General features: G+C 41.3%; 13 protein-coding genes. 6 read left to right on the top strand and 7 right to left on the bottom strand.

Annotated features, from left to right (window positions below; all coding sequences use genetic code 11):
• Window positions 1-29: 29 nt before the first annotated feature.
• The 3 genes from I8752_RS27950 to I8752_RS27940 form a co-directional block, all read right to left on the bottom strand.
• Complete coding sequence (locus I8752_RS27950) at window positions 30-1,160, bottom strand: glycosyltransferase family 4 protein (protein WP_214435484.1); 1,131 nt, start codon at window positions 1,158-1,160, stop codon at window positions 30-32.
• A gap of 141 nt (window positions 1,161-1,301) precedes the next feature.
• Window positions 1,302-3,644 carry an NHL repeat-containing protein gene (locus tag I8752_RS27945; RefSeq protein ID WP_214435483.1) on the bottom strand — a complete coding sequence of 781 codons (2,343 nt, stop codon included), beginning with the start codon at window positions 3,642-3,644 and terminating at the stop codon, window positions 1,302-1,304.
• A 558-nt stretch (window positions 3,645-4,202) separates the two neighbouring features.
• Entirely contained in the window at window positions 4,203-4,622 is a 420-nt protein-coding gene (locus tag I8752_RS27940; RefSeq protein WP_318780902.1) for a GNAT family N-acetyltransferase, read from the bottom strand.
• Between the two features lie 326 nt (window positions 4,623-4,948).
• On the opposite strand from I8752_RS27940, the gene I8752_RS27935 reads away from it, so the two are divergent.
• From I8752_RS27935 to I8752_RS27925, 3 genes are all read left to right on the top strand, one after another.
• The gene (locus tag I8752_RS27935; RefSeq protein ID WP_214435482.1) at window positions 4,949-6,115 is read left to right on the top strand and encodes a glycosyltransferase family 4 protein; all 1,167 of its coding nucleotides are present in this window, start codon (window positions 4,949-4,951) and stop codon (window positions 6,113-6,115) included.
• Window positions 6,116-6,196: 81 nt separating this feature from the next.
• Complete coding sequence (locus I8752_RS27930) at window positions 6,197-7,339, top strand: glycosyltransferase family 4 protein (protein WP_214435481.1); 1,143 nt, start codon at window positions 6,197-6,199, stop codon at window positions 7,337-7,339.
• A 356-nt stretch (window positions 7,340-7,695) separates the two neighbouring features.
• Window positions 7,696-7,968 carry a GlsB/YeaQ/YmgE family stress response membrane protein gene (locus tag I8752_RS27925; RefSeq protein ID WP_214435480.1) on the top strand — a complete coding sequence of 91 codons (273 nt, stop codon included), beginning with the start codon at window positions 7,696-7,698 and terminating at the stop codon, window positions 7,966-7,968.
• Between the two features lie 227 nt (window positions 7,969-8,195).
• Here I8752_RS27925 and I8752_RS27920 read toward each other — a convergent pair whose 3' ends face one another.
• The 3 genes from I8752_RS27920 to I8752_RS27910 all read right to left on the bottom strand — a co-directional run bounded on the left by I8752_RS27920 (window position 8,196) and on the right by I8752_RS27910 (window position 10,859).
• Window positions 8,196-8,567: a hypothetical protein gene (locus I8752_RS27920; protein ID WP_214435479.1), complete on the bottom strand. Its 372-nt coding sequence runs from the start codon at window positions 8,565-8,567 to the stop codon at window positions 8,196-8,198.
• 124 nt (window positions 8,568-8,691) lie between these two features.
• Entirely contained in the window at window positions 8,692-8,955 is a 264-nt protein-coding gene (locus I8752_RS27915) for a hypothetical protein (protein WP_214435478.1), read from the bottom strand.
• 287 nt (window positions 8,956-9,242) lie between these two features.
• Window positions 9,243-10,859 (bottom strand): mechanosensitive ion channel family protein, encoded by a 1,617-nt coding sequence (locus I8752_RS27910; protein ID WP_214435477.1) that lies wholly within the window; start codon window positions 10,857-10,859, stop codon window positions 9,243-9,245.
• A 405-nt stretch (window positions 10,860-11,264) separates the two neighbouring features.
• Between I8752_RS27910 and ahcY the strand changes: the two genes are divergently transcribed.
• Window positions 11,265-12,542, top strand: coding sequence for an adenosylhomocysteinase (ahcY, locus tag I8752_RS27905; RefSeq protein ID WP_214435476.1), 1,278 nt, complete (start codon window positions 11,265-11,267; stop codon window positions 12,540-12,542).
• Window positions 12,543-13,024: 482 nt separating this feature from the next.
• On the opposite strand, the gene I8752_RS27900 is transcribed toward ahcY, so the two are convergent.
• Window positions 13,025-13,438 (bottom strand): ArsR/SmtB family transcription factor, encoded by a 414-nt coding sequence (locus I8752_RS27900; RefSeq protein WP_214435475.1) that lies wholly within the window; start codon window positions 13,436-13,438, stop codon window positions 13,025-13,027.
• 123 nt (window positions 13,439-13,561) lie between these two features.
• On the opposite strand from I8752_RS27900, the gene I8752_RS27895 reads away from it, so the two are divergent.
• Both I8752_RS27895 and I8752_RS27890 read left to right on the top strand, forming a co-directional pair.
• Window positions 13,562-16,018 (top strand): heavy metal translocating P-type ATPase, encoded by a 2,457-nt coding sequence (locus tag I8752_RS27895; RefSeq protein ID WP_214435474.1) that lies wholly within the window; start codon window positions 13,562-13,564, stop codon window positions 16,016-16,018.
• Window positions 16,019-16,538: 520 nt separating this feature from the next.
• Window positions 16,539-16,656: reverse transcriptase N-terminal domain-containing protein (locus I8752_RS27890; protein ID WP_214435505.1), on the top strand; the 118-nt coding region annotated here is incomplete at its 3' end.

Below are 16,656 nucleotides of genomic sequence, written 5' to 3'. Positions count from 1 at the left end.
ACTGGTGCGTTGCGCTTTACGACAACATACTACTTACTAAGCAAAAGTTCTGGCACTTTCATTGACTTAAAACAATTGTAGTTCGGGATTACTTCACGATATACAGCTAGTGTTTCCTCGTTGACTCGTGCAGCACTAAATCTATCTAGGTTTTGTTTGGCGCGGCTTTTCCACTTGTTAAGTTTTTTGGAGTTGCTGAGTAAGTCTGCTAAAGCTGCTGCTAAGGTTTGACTATCTTTAGGTGGTACTAAAAGACCAGCTTGGTAATTATCCAAAGTCTCTGGAATGCCATCTACATCGCTGGCAATAATTGCACAACCTGCTTCTCGCGCTTCTGTTAGCACCAAACCAAAAGATTCGCAGTGGGAAGCAAGGACAAAAATATCGGTTGCTAGCATGTAGCGTTGCGGTTCTGGCTGAAAACCTTCAAAATGAATGCGTTGGCGCAGCCCAACCCAGGCATCGCTAAAAGCTGTCTTTTCTACCATTGCCTCGAAGATGGGGCGGTCGGGGCCATTTCCGACTAAATATAAATGTGCTTGGGGAAAGTCTATAGCAATTTTAATAAAAGCTTCGATTAACTCAGCAATTCCTTTTCTGAAATACATTCCGGCGACAGTGGTTATGGCTGGGCGGTGCAGAGGTAGTGGTTGATAATCTGTAATCTGACGATTTCGAGGACTGCCTAATGTGCCATTAGAAATGACTCGCAGCTTTTTATTAGATATTCCCCGCTGCACCATTGAATTAGCCACTGCATGACTAACTGCTATTACCCGATCTGCCAATCCCATTAATACAGCACTACGCTGAAACTCATTGTGTACTGTAGAAACTAAACCGTATTCACAGCCACTTCTCAAAACTCCTGCTAGCACAACTCCTGTCATCATGTGTGCGTGGACAATATCGGGTTGAAATGTTTGCACAATCTGCCGATAACGCCAAGCAGCTTTGCTGATATTCAGCAATTGCCTAGATTGATTTAATTGAAAGTGCTTGACGCTATGCTGTGCTAATAATAGTTCGTATTCTCCTCCAGCAGAAGCTACAGCAACATCATGACCAGATTGTGCTTGTAAACAAGCTAGGTCTACTGCTACATTGACAATTCCATTGCCGATTTTTTGTACATGATTTATGATGTGTAAAATTTGCATGTAACTTTTCTCCACAACGGTGATAAATTCCGGATTTGGGATTGTTACTACGCACGGATTTATAAAATAATTCAAAAGCCTTATATTCCCAATTTCTTTGAGAAATTGGGAATATTGTTTTTCATGAGTTTGTGTTGATATTCATTTCGGCAAGCGATACATAATTACTTTACCTTTCCAATCTTCTTCAACGAATACTATATGTTCGCCATTGGAACGGCGAAAAGCCCGAATACCTTGAGGTATGTCTATCCAGCCACTTTCGCCTGCAACTTCTGGGCCTGGTTTCAACTGTTGTACGGGAACTCCTGTTTTCGCATTGTAAACGTTTACCTCTGCTGTTTTGCCTGTGACGGTAAATACATAATCTCCTGCTACACTCATGGCTGCGGTGGCTACTTCGCGTTTGCCAGTAGTGTCATAAGGAATTACAGCCCGCCAGCGGGGAGTGCGATTACCTTTGTTCCAATTGTCAAAACGGGCAATCTCAGATCCGACAACTTTGGTATCGTCTCCAATGGCTGGATGTTCTTTAGTAAAGCCTGACAAATACATCGTATCCGTTTCTGGGAAATACTCAATTCGCCGCAAATCAGTAAAGACGCTGGGAGTCTTTTGTTTTTGCATGGAACTATAGCTGTAGATGGGGTTGCCATTGGCATCTAGTCCTTGCAAAGGATAGCGGCGGATGCCATCTTCTGTTCGTAAGGTTTTCCAAACGTCTCCTTTACTGTCTACCCACCATCCCCCTAAATAAGGATAATCTTTGCTGCGATCGTATTCATTTTTCTCAAAGCTACCGTTACCGTTCTTGTCTCGCCAGATCCATTCTCCTTGTTCTGGTTGAAAGGGCGGCCAATCTCCTGGCAGGGATTTTTTATCTTCGCCGTGAGTACCGACAAACATTCCCGCAGGAATCGCAATCTTGCCATCCTTGGCTGGATTGAAACGATAAATTTGGAGAAAACTGCTGTACATATCTGTAAGGTACAAAAAGGGCTTACCTTTGATGCGGCGAACAAAGGTGGCATCTGGTGACGTATGCAAGCGCGGGTCTTGAGGATATTTGAAGGCATTTAATGTGTAACCTTTGTAAGTCCATTTCTTCCCAGCAGGTTGACTGTAATCCATCAAATAGCGTTCTTGCTTGGTAAATACATCTATGCCATCAGTGCTAGGATCGGCATCGGCGTTATCGACGAATAGCAATCCTAGCAATTGCCATAGCTGTTTTCCCGATGCGGAAAATTTGCGTAAATCTGTACCTGATTTGTTGAAACCATTACTATTTACATAAATATTTCCTGCCGCATCAGCACCGACTCCTGTAAGTCCATACAGTTTCAAAGCTTGAACTTCACCGGGAGTACCTGCATAAATACCGCCTTTAGTACCGAAAGTTCCAACCTGCACAGGCTTATCTTTGATGGCGTAAATCAGCACTTGTTGGCGGGGGCCATTTTCTGCAACTAAAAGTCTGTTTTGATTATCGATCGCGATCGCTGTTGGTTCGATAACATCTCCAATCTGCTGTGGTAATTGCTTTCCTGTGGGGGAATAACGCCCAATCTTGGCAGCAGTACTACCATTTTTGCTTTGAAGAATCCAAAGATTTTTTTGTTTATCGATGGCGATCGCTCCCGCACGTGCGACACTAAAGCTGCGTAGTTCTTTCATCGTGTCGGTATTGTAGACGCGAATGCGATCGCTGGCAGCATCACTTACATATAACTCATTCCCCACAGTTGCTAATCCAGTCACTTCGCTTTGAGTACTGGCAATCAACATACTTTTATCCCAGCCGCGTCCTTCGTCAAATGGTGCTGGTTTTCCCGACAAGTCATAGCGTCTGACACAATACCAAGTTGTGCCATCTGGGGGATAATCTTTGTTGATTTTGCCAACTGCCCCCTGAACCATGGCCATATAAATATATTTATTATTTGCTGTGACAGCTTTGCCGCCACCGCGACTCCAGCCGTGAGTATCACTCAATAAGCCAATCACATTGCCATCTTTATATATTCCTGCTTCTGCCCCAGCTTCATCCCATTGACTATTTGTATAGACAGTACCATCCCCAGCAATATACATTGCTTCTATATTGTTTTGTACCCACTTTTTGCCACCGCCAAAACTATTACCTATCCAAGAAGTTTTGTAGCTGGTTTTTGGTACTTCACTAATAGTCAAGTCTTTTGTGATTTCAGGGGTGAGTGTTGGTACTTCACTGAGAATCCAATTTTTTGTGATTTCATCAGTGGGTATAGACACTTCACTAACAGTCCAATCTGTTGTTATTTTATGGGCAGTTTTAGGCACTCCAACAACAGTCAAATTCTTTGTTGTTTCAAAAGATGTAACAACCACGCCGATAGCTAAAGTAAGAAGTAAAAATTTGACAAATTTTAAATTTCGGGAGGTTCTCAGATCCAATAGAATTTTAAAAGTTTTTGTAACGGATTTTAGTAATTTATTTTGCATACATCTTCCAAAATTATTATTACTATTAAACTTTTTTGATTACTGATATTATGCAATGTCAATTAATGAAAGCAATCATTAAATAGTCAGTAAGTAAAAACTTTGTGGAATGATGCACGCAGAAGATAACAAAAAATCTCAAACAATATTTATGTTGACAAATAATGTTTTACTCAATCTAACTACTAATTTTTGACAATGCATTTATATAAGTAACAAATACTTGTTCTCACAAACATAAGTTTATGAGAAATTTATCAAAAACATATATAATCTTAAATTAGCAAAAAAATCTTATTTTTAATTTTGAAAGTATTAATATTTACTGCTTAAGCAATAAAATTAGTAAATTTAAATACAGAGATTTAATCGAGAACTACTCATCAGTTTTACTATAAAACTTTACTGATAGCTAAACTAGCTGATAAATAGCTTCGCACTACTAGTTTTTATCGCTAAGTAGGTGGACAGAATTAAATGTAAAATACCAATCGGTGAAACGCTGTCATAAAGTGGCATTTATCTTCTGCCTCCTGCCTTCTGCCTCCTGCCTTCTACTTACAATTCCATAGCAAAATGATGACTAGTAATATTCATATTCTGTATTAAATAAAACCGATGAGCTTGAAATCGCTGCACGCCAGAATCAAGACTTAGGTATTTACAATTATGATTTTTTGCATATTCAATTAGCCACTGAAATAATTGCTGACCATAGCCCTGCGATCGTTTCAACTCTTCAACAACTAAATCATCTATGTATAAAAACTTTCCCAATGATAAACACGTAGAAACGCGAAATCCAGCTACTGCTATAGTTAACCCATCTACCTGGAGGAAAGCAAGTTGATATCCTTCTTTCATCTGATACCGAACTTGTTCTATAAACTTAGCCTGCTCAAGGTGCAGGCGTAACTGGAACATAACAGGAAAACATTCTATTATTTGAGAATCAGATTTTGCTAATTGTACTGACACCAGTATTACTCCTCACTAAATTTATTGTACTTTAGTTAATTAAAATACACTTATTGACATAGTAATCTAAATAGTTTATATATTAAAGTTTTTCTAAATAAAGAATTTAATAGTCATCATTCAGATTAAGTAACTGAAGGATAAGTTAGCAGCCAATTATTTTGAGTAAAATCTCCATACAAGAAGAGGCGAACAGTACGGATGTTGTCGAAAATGACTTGATATAAGTACTAGCAACATCAATTTACTGCTGAATTTAAAAAGCCGTTTGAGTTTGATGTGAAAGTGAATATACGCACGCTAAATACATCATAGGAGACAAATACGTGGAAGGTAAAAAAGAAAATTTAAATTCAGAATCTGCGTCTATTCTTGCTTTGGGAGTGGGCTGGTTTCCTAAAACGCCTGGAGGATTAGAAAGGTATACTTATGAACTAACTCATAATTTAGCAGCACAAGACCAAGTAGAACTATGTGGAGTCGGGCTACCAGAAACAGAATTGAATTTACCAATTAAGCTGACTAACTTAGCTTCTGTTGATAGTGCTATATGGCAAAGATTGTGGTCTATTCGCAAGAAATTTCAAAAAACAAGAGTAGGCAAACCAGATGCGATTAATTTGCATTTTGCATTATACAGCTTTCCTATTTTAGATATTTTGCCTAAAGGAGTACCTATTACTTGTAACTTTCATGGCCCTTGGGCATCTGAAAGTAAAAAAGAAACCATCGATAATCAACTGAGTACATTTTTGAAGCGTTGGCTAATAGAACAAACTACTTATAATAGGTGCGATCGCTTTATTGTTCTCAGTAAAGCATTCGCGAAAATTTTACATCAAGAATATCAAATACCGTGGAATAAAATTCACATTATTCCCGGTGGAGTTAATATTAATTGGTTTCAACCAAACTTATCATCACAAGCAGCTCGGCAGCAACTAGGTTGGCCCGAAGATCGCCGAATCTTATTTACATCTCGGCGTTTAGTGCATCGAGTTGGAGTTGACAAATTACTACAAGCACTAGCAATAATTAAACCAAAAATTTCTGATGTTTGGCTAGCAATTGCTGGCCGCGGTCACATGCAAATAGCACTCGAACAACAAGCTAAGGAATTAAGTTTAGAAAATAACGTAAAATTTTTAGGTTTTTTACCCGATGAACAGTTACCTATAGCTTACCAAGCCGCTGAATTGACTATCATGCCCAGTCAATCTTTTGAAGGTTTTGGATTAGCAATAGTAGAATCTCTCGCTTGTGGCACTCCCGTTATCTGCACTCCAATTGGGGGAATGCCAGAAATTTTAGCACCCTTTTCACCAGAGTTAATTACTAATTCTACTGAAGTCTCAGCTATTGCCGAAAAATTAAAACAAGTACTCTTAGGAGATTTATCAATACCTTCACGAGAAGCTTGTCGCCAGTACGCTGTCACTAATTTTAATTGGGACAAAATAGGCCAGCAAGTGCGCCATGTTCTCTTAGCATGAAAAGCCAAGGAGATGGAGATGAGGGAGACAATTCTTCACTTGTACCTTCTGACAACTGACAACTGACAACTAACAACTGACATGAAAATCCTATTTTTAGACCAAAGTGGTAAACCAGGCGGTGCAGAACTGTGTTTAATAGATATTGCTAAACCTTATCGCGATCGCTCTTTGGTAGGCTTATTTGCAGATGGCCCTTTTAGAACTTTACTACAGCAGCATCAGATCCCTGTAGAAGTTCTCGCAAATCAACCAATCGCAGTTCGCAAACAAAGCAATTTAGTACAAGCACTAAGCAGTCTGGGACAACTCGCGCCTCTACTTGCTAAAGTCGTACAAAAAGCTAGAAAATACGATTTAATCTACGCCAACACGCAAAAAGCCCTAGTTATTGGCGCACTAGCTAGTTTTATAACTCGTCGTCCTTTGGTCTATCATTTACACGATATTCTTTCCCAAGAACACTTTAGTCAAACTAATCTTCGCGTTGCTATTAATTTAGCCAATCGTTTTGCATCATTAGTAATTGCTAATTCTCAAGCTAGTCAACAAGCCTTTATAGAAGCAGGGGGAAATGCCCAATTGACTGCAATTGTTTACAACGGCTTTGAAGCGAAAAATTATCAAACTTGTGAGTCTGATGTCAAGCAATTGCAGCAACAGTTAGGATTAGAAGGATTTGTAGTTGGTCATTTCAGCCGACTCGCACCTTGGAAAGGACAGCATATTTTAATTGCTGCACTTGCCCAATGTCCGCAAGAAGTGACAGCAATTTTAGTTGGCGATGCGCTGTTTGGCGAACAAGATTATGTTCAACAATTACACCAACAAGTTACAGCTTTAGGATTAGAAAATCGCGTCAAATTTTTGGGATTTCGTTCAGATATTCCTCAACTCATGGCAACTTGCGATTTGGTTGCACATACCTCTACTTCTGCCGAACCTTTTGGTCGAGTAATTGTCGAAGCAATGCTATGTGGAAAACCTGTCGTCGCAGCTAAAGCTGGCGGTACAATGGAATTAGTAGAACACGGAATTAATGGTTTTCTCGTCACACCAGGAAAACCTGAAGAACTCGCACAAGTAATTAATACCTGTCTTCAAGAAAGAGAAATAACTGCAAATATAGCAAGTAATGCTAGAACCAGTGCTAGTCAATGTTTTGATATGATAGCTATTAACGATCGCATTGCTAAATTATTAGCGAGCAAATTTAGTAAGTAAATGAATATACGATCTACCGAAATGAGAAGGCGATCGCTAAGTTTGAGCGGCATTGCATTCTTTTTGGTGAGAAAAACCCAACTTCAACCTCAGCTTAATTCTTAAAGTAGAGGCGCAAAGGTCATTATAAATGCATATACTGCAATTACAAGCAATGAACACAGAGGCTCCTAGTTTTAGACCGAGTAGGAGCTTTTTCTTAATTTATTATTCATTTTATTGAGGGGTATATCACAAGAAATAACGGCAGTTCATCCTGAAGGCTATTAATAATTGGTTCTCTTGGTAGAGGGAATATCATTGTTGAGATTGCTATTCTATATTTGTCAGTACAAAACATATATTAAATAAAAACGATGAATATTCTTGCTTGGATTGTTTTGGGTCTCATTGCTGGTGCTATCGCCAAGGCTATCTACCCCGGTCATCAAGGTGGCGGAATCTTAGGAACAATATTGTTAGGAATCATTGGTGCTTTCGTTGGCGGCAGTCTGGGCGTATTCTTCAATACAGGAACTTTAGCTCTAGCGGCCCCAACTCTCAGCATTCCTGGAATTTTGGTAGCAGTTCTGGGCGCAATTGTCGCCGTTTTCTTGTGGAACTTGTTAAATCGCAGCAGTGCTGTGTAAGAAATTAAGTTGGCATCAATTAATAGTAAACATCAGGGAAATAATTTTGCTATATCTTCTCCCTGAATTTAAATAAAACAATAGCGCCTACCTGTATTTAGGTAGGCGCTAATATTATTTTGTTGGGGTGCAATGCCGTTCAAGCGAACGTGCAAAGTGCAAACCCAGATTCATCAGCTATTTCAGACTTGCGCGTACGCTGTAGCCTAAGTAGGCGATAGGCTTGCTTATATACCAACTAATTCTCTAGATTCAAAATCGGTAAGTTGTTGAGCGATCGCTAATCTGGCTTCTAATTTTGCGACGCTAAATTGGTTACGCAGATACTCTAAATGAGCAAAGGCATTCGCTCTTTCAACCGTTAATTGGATCTGCATATCTAGTGCCTTTTGATATTCTTGATTCACAACCAACACTTCAAAGCGCCGTGCCTTGCGTTGGGCATCATTTTTCAAATCTATATCAAAGGCGGCAGCGCGATCGGCATTACCTTCAAATCGGTTAATCTGAAGCTGAACTGCCATCAATTGCGAATCTACTTCATTCATTCTTTGGGCAGCTTGGGCGATCGCAGTTGGATAATGGCTTAATTGCATCATCAAATAATATTCCTTGGCGAAAATCTTGACAAAGAAAAAAGGCTATAATACTGAATATGAGGAGCAAAAAATTCAAAATGCCAACTTTTGAATTTTCAAACGATTTTCGCCTCTGCCTGCTTAATTATGCGACTTCTCGGAGTGACGATGACACAGCTACCTCTGGGAATGAAAGCGATAATTGTTCGGCTTGAGGCACAGCAGCTTGCTCTAATACTTGTACTTCGATATTCACGCTAACCAAATAACTGCCTGTATCAGCACCAACCGCTTCCGCAATTAATTTCGCAATGTCTGGGCGTTTTGCAGTCAACGGGTCACGTAAGATACACCGATCCCATTCGTGCTTGGCAGTTGGGTTGAGGTTGAGAATGTAATGCTTAATCATCTGACTAACCCTTGAATCCATCTTCCAGAAGACTGTTATAGAGGCGTTTTTACTGCACTAGGCTTTGTGGACGCTATATCTATTATAGTACAATTGTACTGTTTTGTGTCAAATCCAGAAAGCAGGAGAAGATGGGGGAGGAAAAGGGGAAAACTTTATTTAATTCCTTTTCCCCTTACCAGAAGGGCTTTAACTATACAAACAAGGACACCTTGTTTGAAACCCTATGCTTTATACCATTCCTCATACCCCACACCCCACACCCTATCCCCTACACCCTTTTCAAACTAATTAGCCTTGCCATTCTCTTGATGATTGAGCACCTGAACGTCGTTAACCCAAATTGCTTGTTGAGGCACAGGAATAGAAATTCCAGCTTTGTCTAAGGTAACTTTCAGGCGATAGCGATACTCTCGTGCCACATCCCATTGCTTAAGTGGCTGTGTTTTAATCAAAACACGAATTATCAAACCGCGATCGCCAAAATTATCTATTCCTAGAACTTGCGGTGTTTCAATAATTTGATGTTGCCATTGGGGATCTTTATCCATCTCCAAAGCCACAGATTTAATTAACTCTAAAGCACGGTCAATATCAGCATCATAGGCAATTGGAATCGTCATATCGGCTCTTGCCCAACGACTTGAAAGATTAGCGACAACTTTTATTTCGCTGTTGGGAATTGTAATTAAGCGTCCTTCCGAATCCCGTAACTGAGTCATCCGCAGATTCAAATTTTCTACTAAGCCTCCCACATCTCCCACAGCAATAACATCGCCTAAAGCGTACTGGTCTTCTAGGATGATGAGAAAGCCATTAATCGCATCTTTAATCAAGTTTTGCGAAGCCAAAGACACGGCGACACCGACTAAACTAGCACCAGCTAGTAAGGGAATAATATCTATACCCAATGCGACTAAAGCTAATAAAATACCAACGCCGACCCAGATACCAGTCACAATGCTTTTAGTCACGTTAGAAAAAGTGGAAACTCGTAGTTTCAGACGTTCAAAAGCTTCCGAGTTGAATAAAGCACCACTGCTAATGAAAGTGCTGGTAAAGCGGTCAATTAAAGCATAACTAAAACGGATTGCGACATAAGTTCCCAATGCTACGACAGCCAATCTCAAAGGAATTTGCACAGCGTTGAGAATGCCTGCTTGAAATGGTCGTGTATAAGGAAATAGACCCAAAATGATGAAACTACCGCTTCCCCAAATTCCTGCTTGGGCTAATTGAAACAGTCGTTTCTTAACTTCTCGAAGATGACGATGTTGCTGTTGATTTAGTTGTGTTGTAATTGGTTGCGCTGTTTGTGGAGCTTGGGTAGTAGATTGTACTAAATTATTGGTGGAACGGCGCTGCCAAATCAATACCCCACAGCTTGTGAGAATCATTACCACCCCAATGCCAGCAGCAATTTTTCCTTGGCTGACTAAAGATTGAGTTTGTCGCTCTTGTCTTGCTTGTTGTAGAGAGTCTTGCAACTTTTCGTTGAGTTGATTAGCCGAGATAAATGGATCTTCTTTTCGCAGTTGAGCATCCTCGGCGGTAATAGTCATCAAGTATTGGTCGTTGACGTAAATTACTGGCAATCCATTTAATTTTCGGGTTTCTACCCTGGCTTTTTTTGTAGGCGATCGCAAATAATTTTCCTTGATTTGATTCAAATTCTGCTGGATATCTTGGGAACGTTCGGTAAAATTAGCTTTGGTTGCTGCTATTTGAAACAACTGGCGACCATCTAAATAAATCCAGCCAGAAACAAGTCTGTTATCTGGGTCATTACTCTGGTTACTAAGATTCTGTATCTGAGGTATAACCGGAATTTGGCCTGTAGCTTTTGGCACAGATCCAACGGTTATAGCCATTGAACTAGCGATCGCCAAAAATTGAAAGCGCACTCCAACACCTCCTTGTATAAATTTACTACTGCATACTCCAGAGCCATCCTGACAATTAGTTTGAGTAGATGTACCCACCTAAAGTTAAGTTTTTATCCTCAACGGGCAAAACTTGAATGTTTTTAGACATCATGTTTACTTCTTTAGATAGATGACAAATGACTTCATCCATCGTTAGTGATGGTTAGGAGAATTGATGATAATACTTTTACCAAAAATAAATGTAAAACACAAAAGCCAAGGATGAAGTTGACTAAAGAAAGCTAAAGTGTAAAAGATGAAGGATAAAGAATGAAATAGTATGTATCAATACATGCTGTCTCTGAAAATAGTGTAAAAAATCCCATTTTTTGCACCTTCATACTTATCCTTCAGCTTTGATTTGACTTTTTGAGGAAATATTTGATGACCGCAACTTCTCCCCGATTAAAGCACGAGGTTAAAGACCTCGCCCTCGCTCCCTTGGGAAGACAGCGCATTGAATGGGCTGGACGCGAAATGCCAGTTTTACGGCAAATCCGCGATCGCTTTGCCCAAGAAAAACCCTTTGCTGGGATTCGCTTTGTGGCTTGCTGCCATGTCACAACAGAAACAGCGCATCTAGCTATTGCGCTCAAAGCTGGCGGTGCAGATGCTGTTTTAATTGCGAGTAATCCGTTATCGACTCAAGATGACGTAGCTGCTAGCCTTGTTGCAGACCATGAAATTCCTGTTTTTGCCCAAAAAGGCGAAGATAACGCCACTTATAATCGCCACGTCCAAATCGCTCTAGACCACCGCCCCAACATTATTATTGATGATGGTAGCGATGTGGTAGCCACCTTAATTCAAGAACGCCAACATCAAATTGCTGATTTGATTGGTAGCACCGAAGAAACTACCACAGGAATTGTCCGCCTGCGCGCCATGCTCAAAGATGGCGTTCTCACCTTCCCCGCCGTCAACGTCAACGACGCAGACACCAAGCACTTCTTTGATAATCGCTATGGTACAGGGCAATCAACCCTTGATGGCATTATCCGCGCTACAAATATTTTGCTGGCTGGTAAAACGATTGTTGTTGCTGGTTATGGTTGGTGCGGTAAAGGTACTGCACTGCGGTCCCGCGGTCTTGGTGCGAATGTGATTGTCACCGAAATCGACCCCATCAAGGCAATTGAAGCTGTGATGGATGGTTTCCGCGTCTTACCAATGGCAGAAGCCGCACCTCAAGGTGATTTGTTTATTACAGTTACAGGTAACAAGCACGTTATCCGCGCCGAACATTTCGAGGTCATGAAAGACGGTGCGATCGTTTGTAACTCCGGTCACTTTGATATTGAAATTGACTTGAAATACTTAGCTAGTCAAGCTAAAGAAATCAAGCAAGTACGTCCCTTTACCGAACAGTATCGCCTACCAAGTGGCAAATCAGTCATAGTTCTCGGTGAAGGACGCTTAGTAAACCTCGCCGCTGCGGAAGGACATCCCAGCGCAGTAATGGACATGAGCTTTGCCAATCAGGCTTTAGCTTGCGAATACTTGGTGAAGAACAAAGGTAAGTTAGAACCTGGTTTGCATTCAATTCCCGTTGAAGTAGACCAAGAAATTGCTCGGTTGAAGTTGCAAGCAATTGGAATCAACATCGATGCCCTAACACCAGACCAAATTGAGTATATCAATTCCTGGACTAGTGGTACTTGAGATAACCTTAGATGTCTACTGGTTCAACAGTAAAGCTAAACCAATAATTCAATCTTGAAATTTAGGTTTGTGGGATAGGCAAATTGTCTATCCCACTTTTATCTTCCTTGTTCCCATCCCTTGAATTAGCTGTAGTGTCCAAGAAACAGGTTTTTGGCAATTTGGCATTTATATAACAGTTAATACTGGTATATTTTTTGTAGTGCAAGGGGTGTATCAGAAGTGGTTCCGGCCAGTGGTTGGAGCCACTTTTGCAATTTTATGGAAGTGGTGAGTCAGTTGTCGTAGAGACGCGATTAACCCTTGTCTGTACAAAAGTCAGTTGTTAGTAGTGCTGAGTGCTGAGTTAAAAGTCAGAAGGCAGGAGGCAGAAGTCGCAAGTAGCATGTCGGAGGTCGCAAGTTATTCTCCCTCACTCCCTCATCTCCCTCACTCCCTCATCTACCCCTGCTCCCCCTGCTCTCTTCTACCTCCGCCCTTTTTCATCCCATTTCAGTCAAAGTTTCATCATTTGACTCGTGTAAATTTTCAACTAAAAAGTGATACAGATTTGTAATGTGATTGTCAGCCAAACTGTAATAGACTTTGCGACCTTCTCGGCGATAGCTGACTAAACGCATTGCTTTCAATAAGCGTAGCTGATGGCAAACGGCTGATTCACTCATTTTTGTTAATGCCGCTAAATCGCAAACACATAACTCTTGCGAAGCCAAAGCTGATATTAGGCGTAAGCGATTTGTATCAGCAAGCAAACCCAAGACTTCTGATATCTGCTGTGCCTTTGCTGTTGGCAAAATCTGCGATCGCGAAGACCGTACATTCTCTAAGTTCACTAGATGGGTTTTACAGTTTGGCGCATCAGGATTATTTCGGTTGTCTGGCTTGTGCTGATTCATGTCCGGAAATGAGGCAATGGTTATCAATCTCAATAGTACCTAAATTGTTACATGTTGAACAATTGAATAACTGTTCAACTATTGATTAAAATACTGATAGTCACTTAGCCTTTTGGTATTGCCATGAGTCAGAGCAATTCCTTGAAAACTCAAACTTTGCAAGTTAGTGGTATGGATTGCGGCAGTTGTGCCCAGACAATTGCAGCTAGCTTGCAGCAATTAAATGGTGTAATGGAAGCTTCGGTAAGTTTTGCTACAGGTCGAGTAAAGGTTTCTTACGACCCGAATCTTTTGAGTGAAGCAGAAATTAAGCATAGAATTGCTGTTTTAGGCTATACCGTTGATGCCAGCCCAACAAAAACGCTACAAGTACAAATTAGTGGGATGGATTGCGGCAGTTGTGCCAAAACAATTGAGGTTGGCTTACAGCAGATTTCAGGTGTGAATGAGGCATCGGTTAGTTTTGCGACTGGGCGATCGCAAATATCTTATAATCCGCAACAAGTTAGTGAAACAACCATTCACGAACGGATTCAAGCTTTAGGTTACACAGTTGAGCACAATTCTGGCAGTCATTCCTCACATCACCATGACTCCTGTAATCATGAGCATGACCACGACCATCACCACGAGCATGTACAGGAAGCAGAGGGAAAATCACTAGAAACTCAAAAACCCGCAGCCACAAACTGGAAATTCTGGATTACCAATCGGCGGGGGCAGAGTGTGATTCTGGCAGGCATAGGGTTATGTTTAGGCTTAGTTACTCAGTATTTGGCATTACCCATTTGGTTGGTAAGAGCTTTTTATGGCATTGGCATAGTAGTTGCTGGCTATCCGATTGCACGGGCAGGGTTATTTGAGTTGCGTTTGCGCCGTGCTGATATGAATCTGCTGATGACAATTTCAGTAATTGGGGCAGTAATTTTAGGAGATTGGTTTGAAGCGGCACTGGTGGTTTTTTTATTCTCCTTGGGCACAACGCTGCAAGTCTTCACATTTGGTCGTACTCGCAATGCCATTCAGGGGTTGATGGATTTGACTCCACCAACTGCCACCGTTAAGCGCAACCATCAAGAAGTTACAGTTGCCGTTGAAAGTATTAGGGTAGGCGAAATTTTAACGATTCGACCGGGACAGCGGGTGGCGCTGGATGGCGTAGTAGTTTCTGGAACGAGTGCAATTGACCAGTCTCCCATTACAGGAGAATCAATCCCCGAAGATAAAGCCCCAGGAGATATTGTTTTTGCTGGCACTTTGAATCAAACAGGTTTTTTGTCTGTCAAAGTTACGCATACTGTTAGCGATACGACCGTTGCCAAAATTATTCACCTTGTGGAAGAAGCACAATCAAGCCGTGCGCCGACACAGCAGTGGGTGGATAGGTTTGCCGAAATATATACTCCGATAGTAATTCTAAGTGCGATCGCTATTGTCTTAATTCCACCCTTAGTATTTGCTCAACCTCTGAATATTTGGCTATATCGGGCATTAGTGTTGCTAGTGATTGCCTGTCCCTGTGCCTTGGTGATTTCTACCCCAGTTTCAATTGTTAGTGCCATTGGTGCGGCAACCCGCCAAGGAGTTTTATTCAAAGGTGGTCATGCACTAGAGACAGCTGGGCACTTAACTAGCCTAGCCTTTGATAAAACTGGAACCTTGACTCAAGGACAGCCTGTAGTTCAAAAAGTTTATAACTTGGGAGAAGAGAATACCAGTTTTGTATTATCTATTGCCGCTTCTTTAGAACAACAATCAGAACATCCTTTAGCGAAAGCGATTGTCGCAACAGCCAAAGAACAAAGATTAAATTTAGAGAATATTGAAAATTTTACAGCCTATCCTGGCAGAGGTATTGCCGCACAAATAGACGAAAATCTCTACTTTGTAGGAAATCGGCGATTATTTGCTGACTTTGATATTGCTTTATCAACAACAGCCGAATCCTTGCTAGTAGAAATTGAAAATTTGGGGCAAACAACTGTGCTTGTAGGCAATAGCGATAAATTATTAGGAATTGTCGCCTTAGCAGATGGCTTGCGGCTAGAAGCGGCGGAAGCGATACGGTTATTGCAACGGTTGGGAATGCGGCATCTCACGATGTTAACAGGCGATCGCACTGCTGTAGCGAAACAGATCGCTCAACAAATAGAAATCACAGATTATCAAGCTGAACTGTTACCGGAAGACAAGCTGCAAGTAATTCAGCAATTGCGACAATCTGGAGTTGTAGGTATGGTGGGCGATGGTATTAACGACGCACCAGCCTTAGCTGCCGCAGATATCAGTTTTGCGGTTGGTGGAATTGACATTGCCTTAGAAACAGCAGATGTAGTCTTAGTAGGCAGTGACCTAAGAAAACTGAGCTACGCAGTCAATTTGAGCCGTCGTACAGTATCAGTAATTCAACAAAATGTGGTTTTTTCGCTAGTGACAAAAGGACTATTTTTACTACTGGGTACTTTTGGTTTCGTCGGGTTAGCAATTGCTGTATTAGCTGATACGGGAACTTCTTTACTTGTCACAGCGAATGGTATGAGGCTATTTAGAGAGAATCCCCGTGCGATTCGTTGTAAGTGAATCCCGGTATCCAGTCCGTAAATAAACTTACCAACTCTTACGAGTTGAACTCTCAACCAGATGTAGGTGAAAGTCCTACCCGCCAGGTTCAGGCGTGACTCCTTACCTGCCCACACCGAGCAAGCTCGATTCTTGCAGAGTGAAGCTGGGAACAGGACGCAATCAGACAATCGCTATGGATTGACACTGGCGTTAATAGGGAGCTTCCACGGTGAAACAGAGCCTAGAAAAGTAACCCACACTCAAGCGGGGCATAACACAAAACCCCCGACTTCATCAGAGTTAAAACCCGCTGCGTTATGAGGGATGACAGCAGCAAGAACCAAGGGTTTCTGAAGGTTAAATTGGCTACACCTAACGAAGCAAGTAATCAGTTGAGGGAACGAATAAAAACGAACTAAGGGTCTAGGGGAAGGTCGAACCCCCAAGTAGGCTAGACGAGCAGCGGAATTCCTTTAGTTCGGGTAGGACAGACCGTAATTGGTCTGAGGTGTTCAGAGTACACGAATTGGAGTAGAGCATGATTGGACACAGCAATAATGCCAGTGAATCATGGAGAACATTACCCTGGAAGAAATTCCGGCGTAACCTTTTCCGCCTGCAAAGAAGAATGTACAAAGCTGTTCAAGGTGGAGACT

It is taken from the genome of Dendronalium phyllosphericum CENA369 (assembly GCF_016056275.1).
Lineage (GTDB): Bacteria > Cyanobacteriota > Cyanobacteriia > Cyanobacteriales > Nostocaceae > Dendronalium > Dendronalium phyllosphericum.
This window is presented reverse-complemented; position numbering and strand designations above follow the sequence as displayed.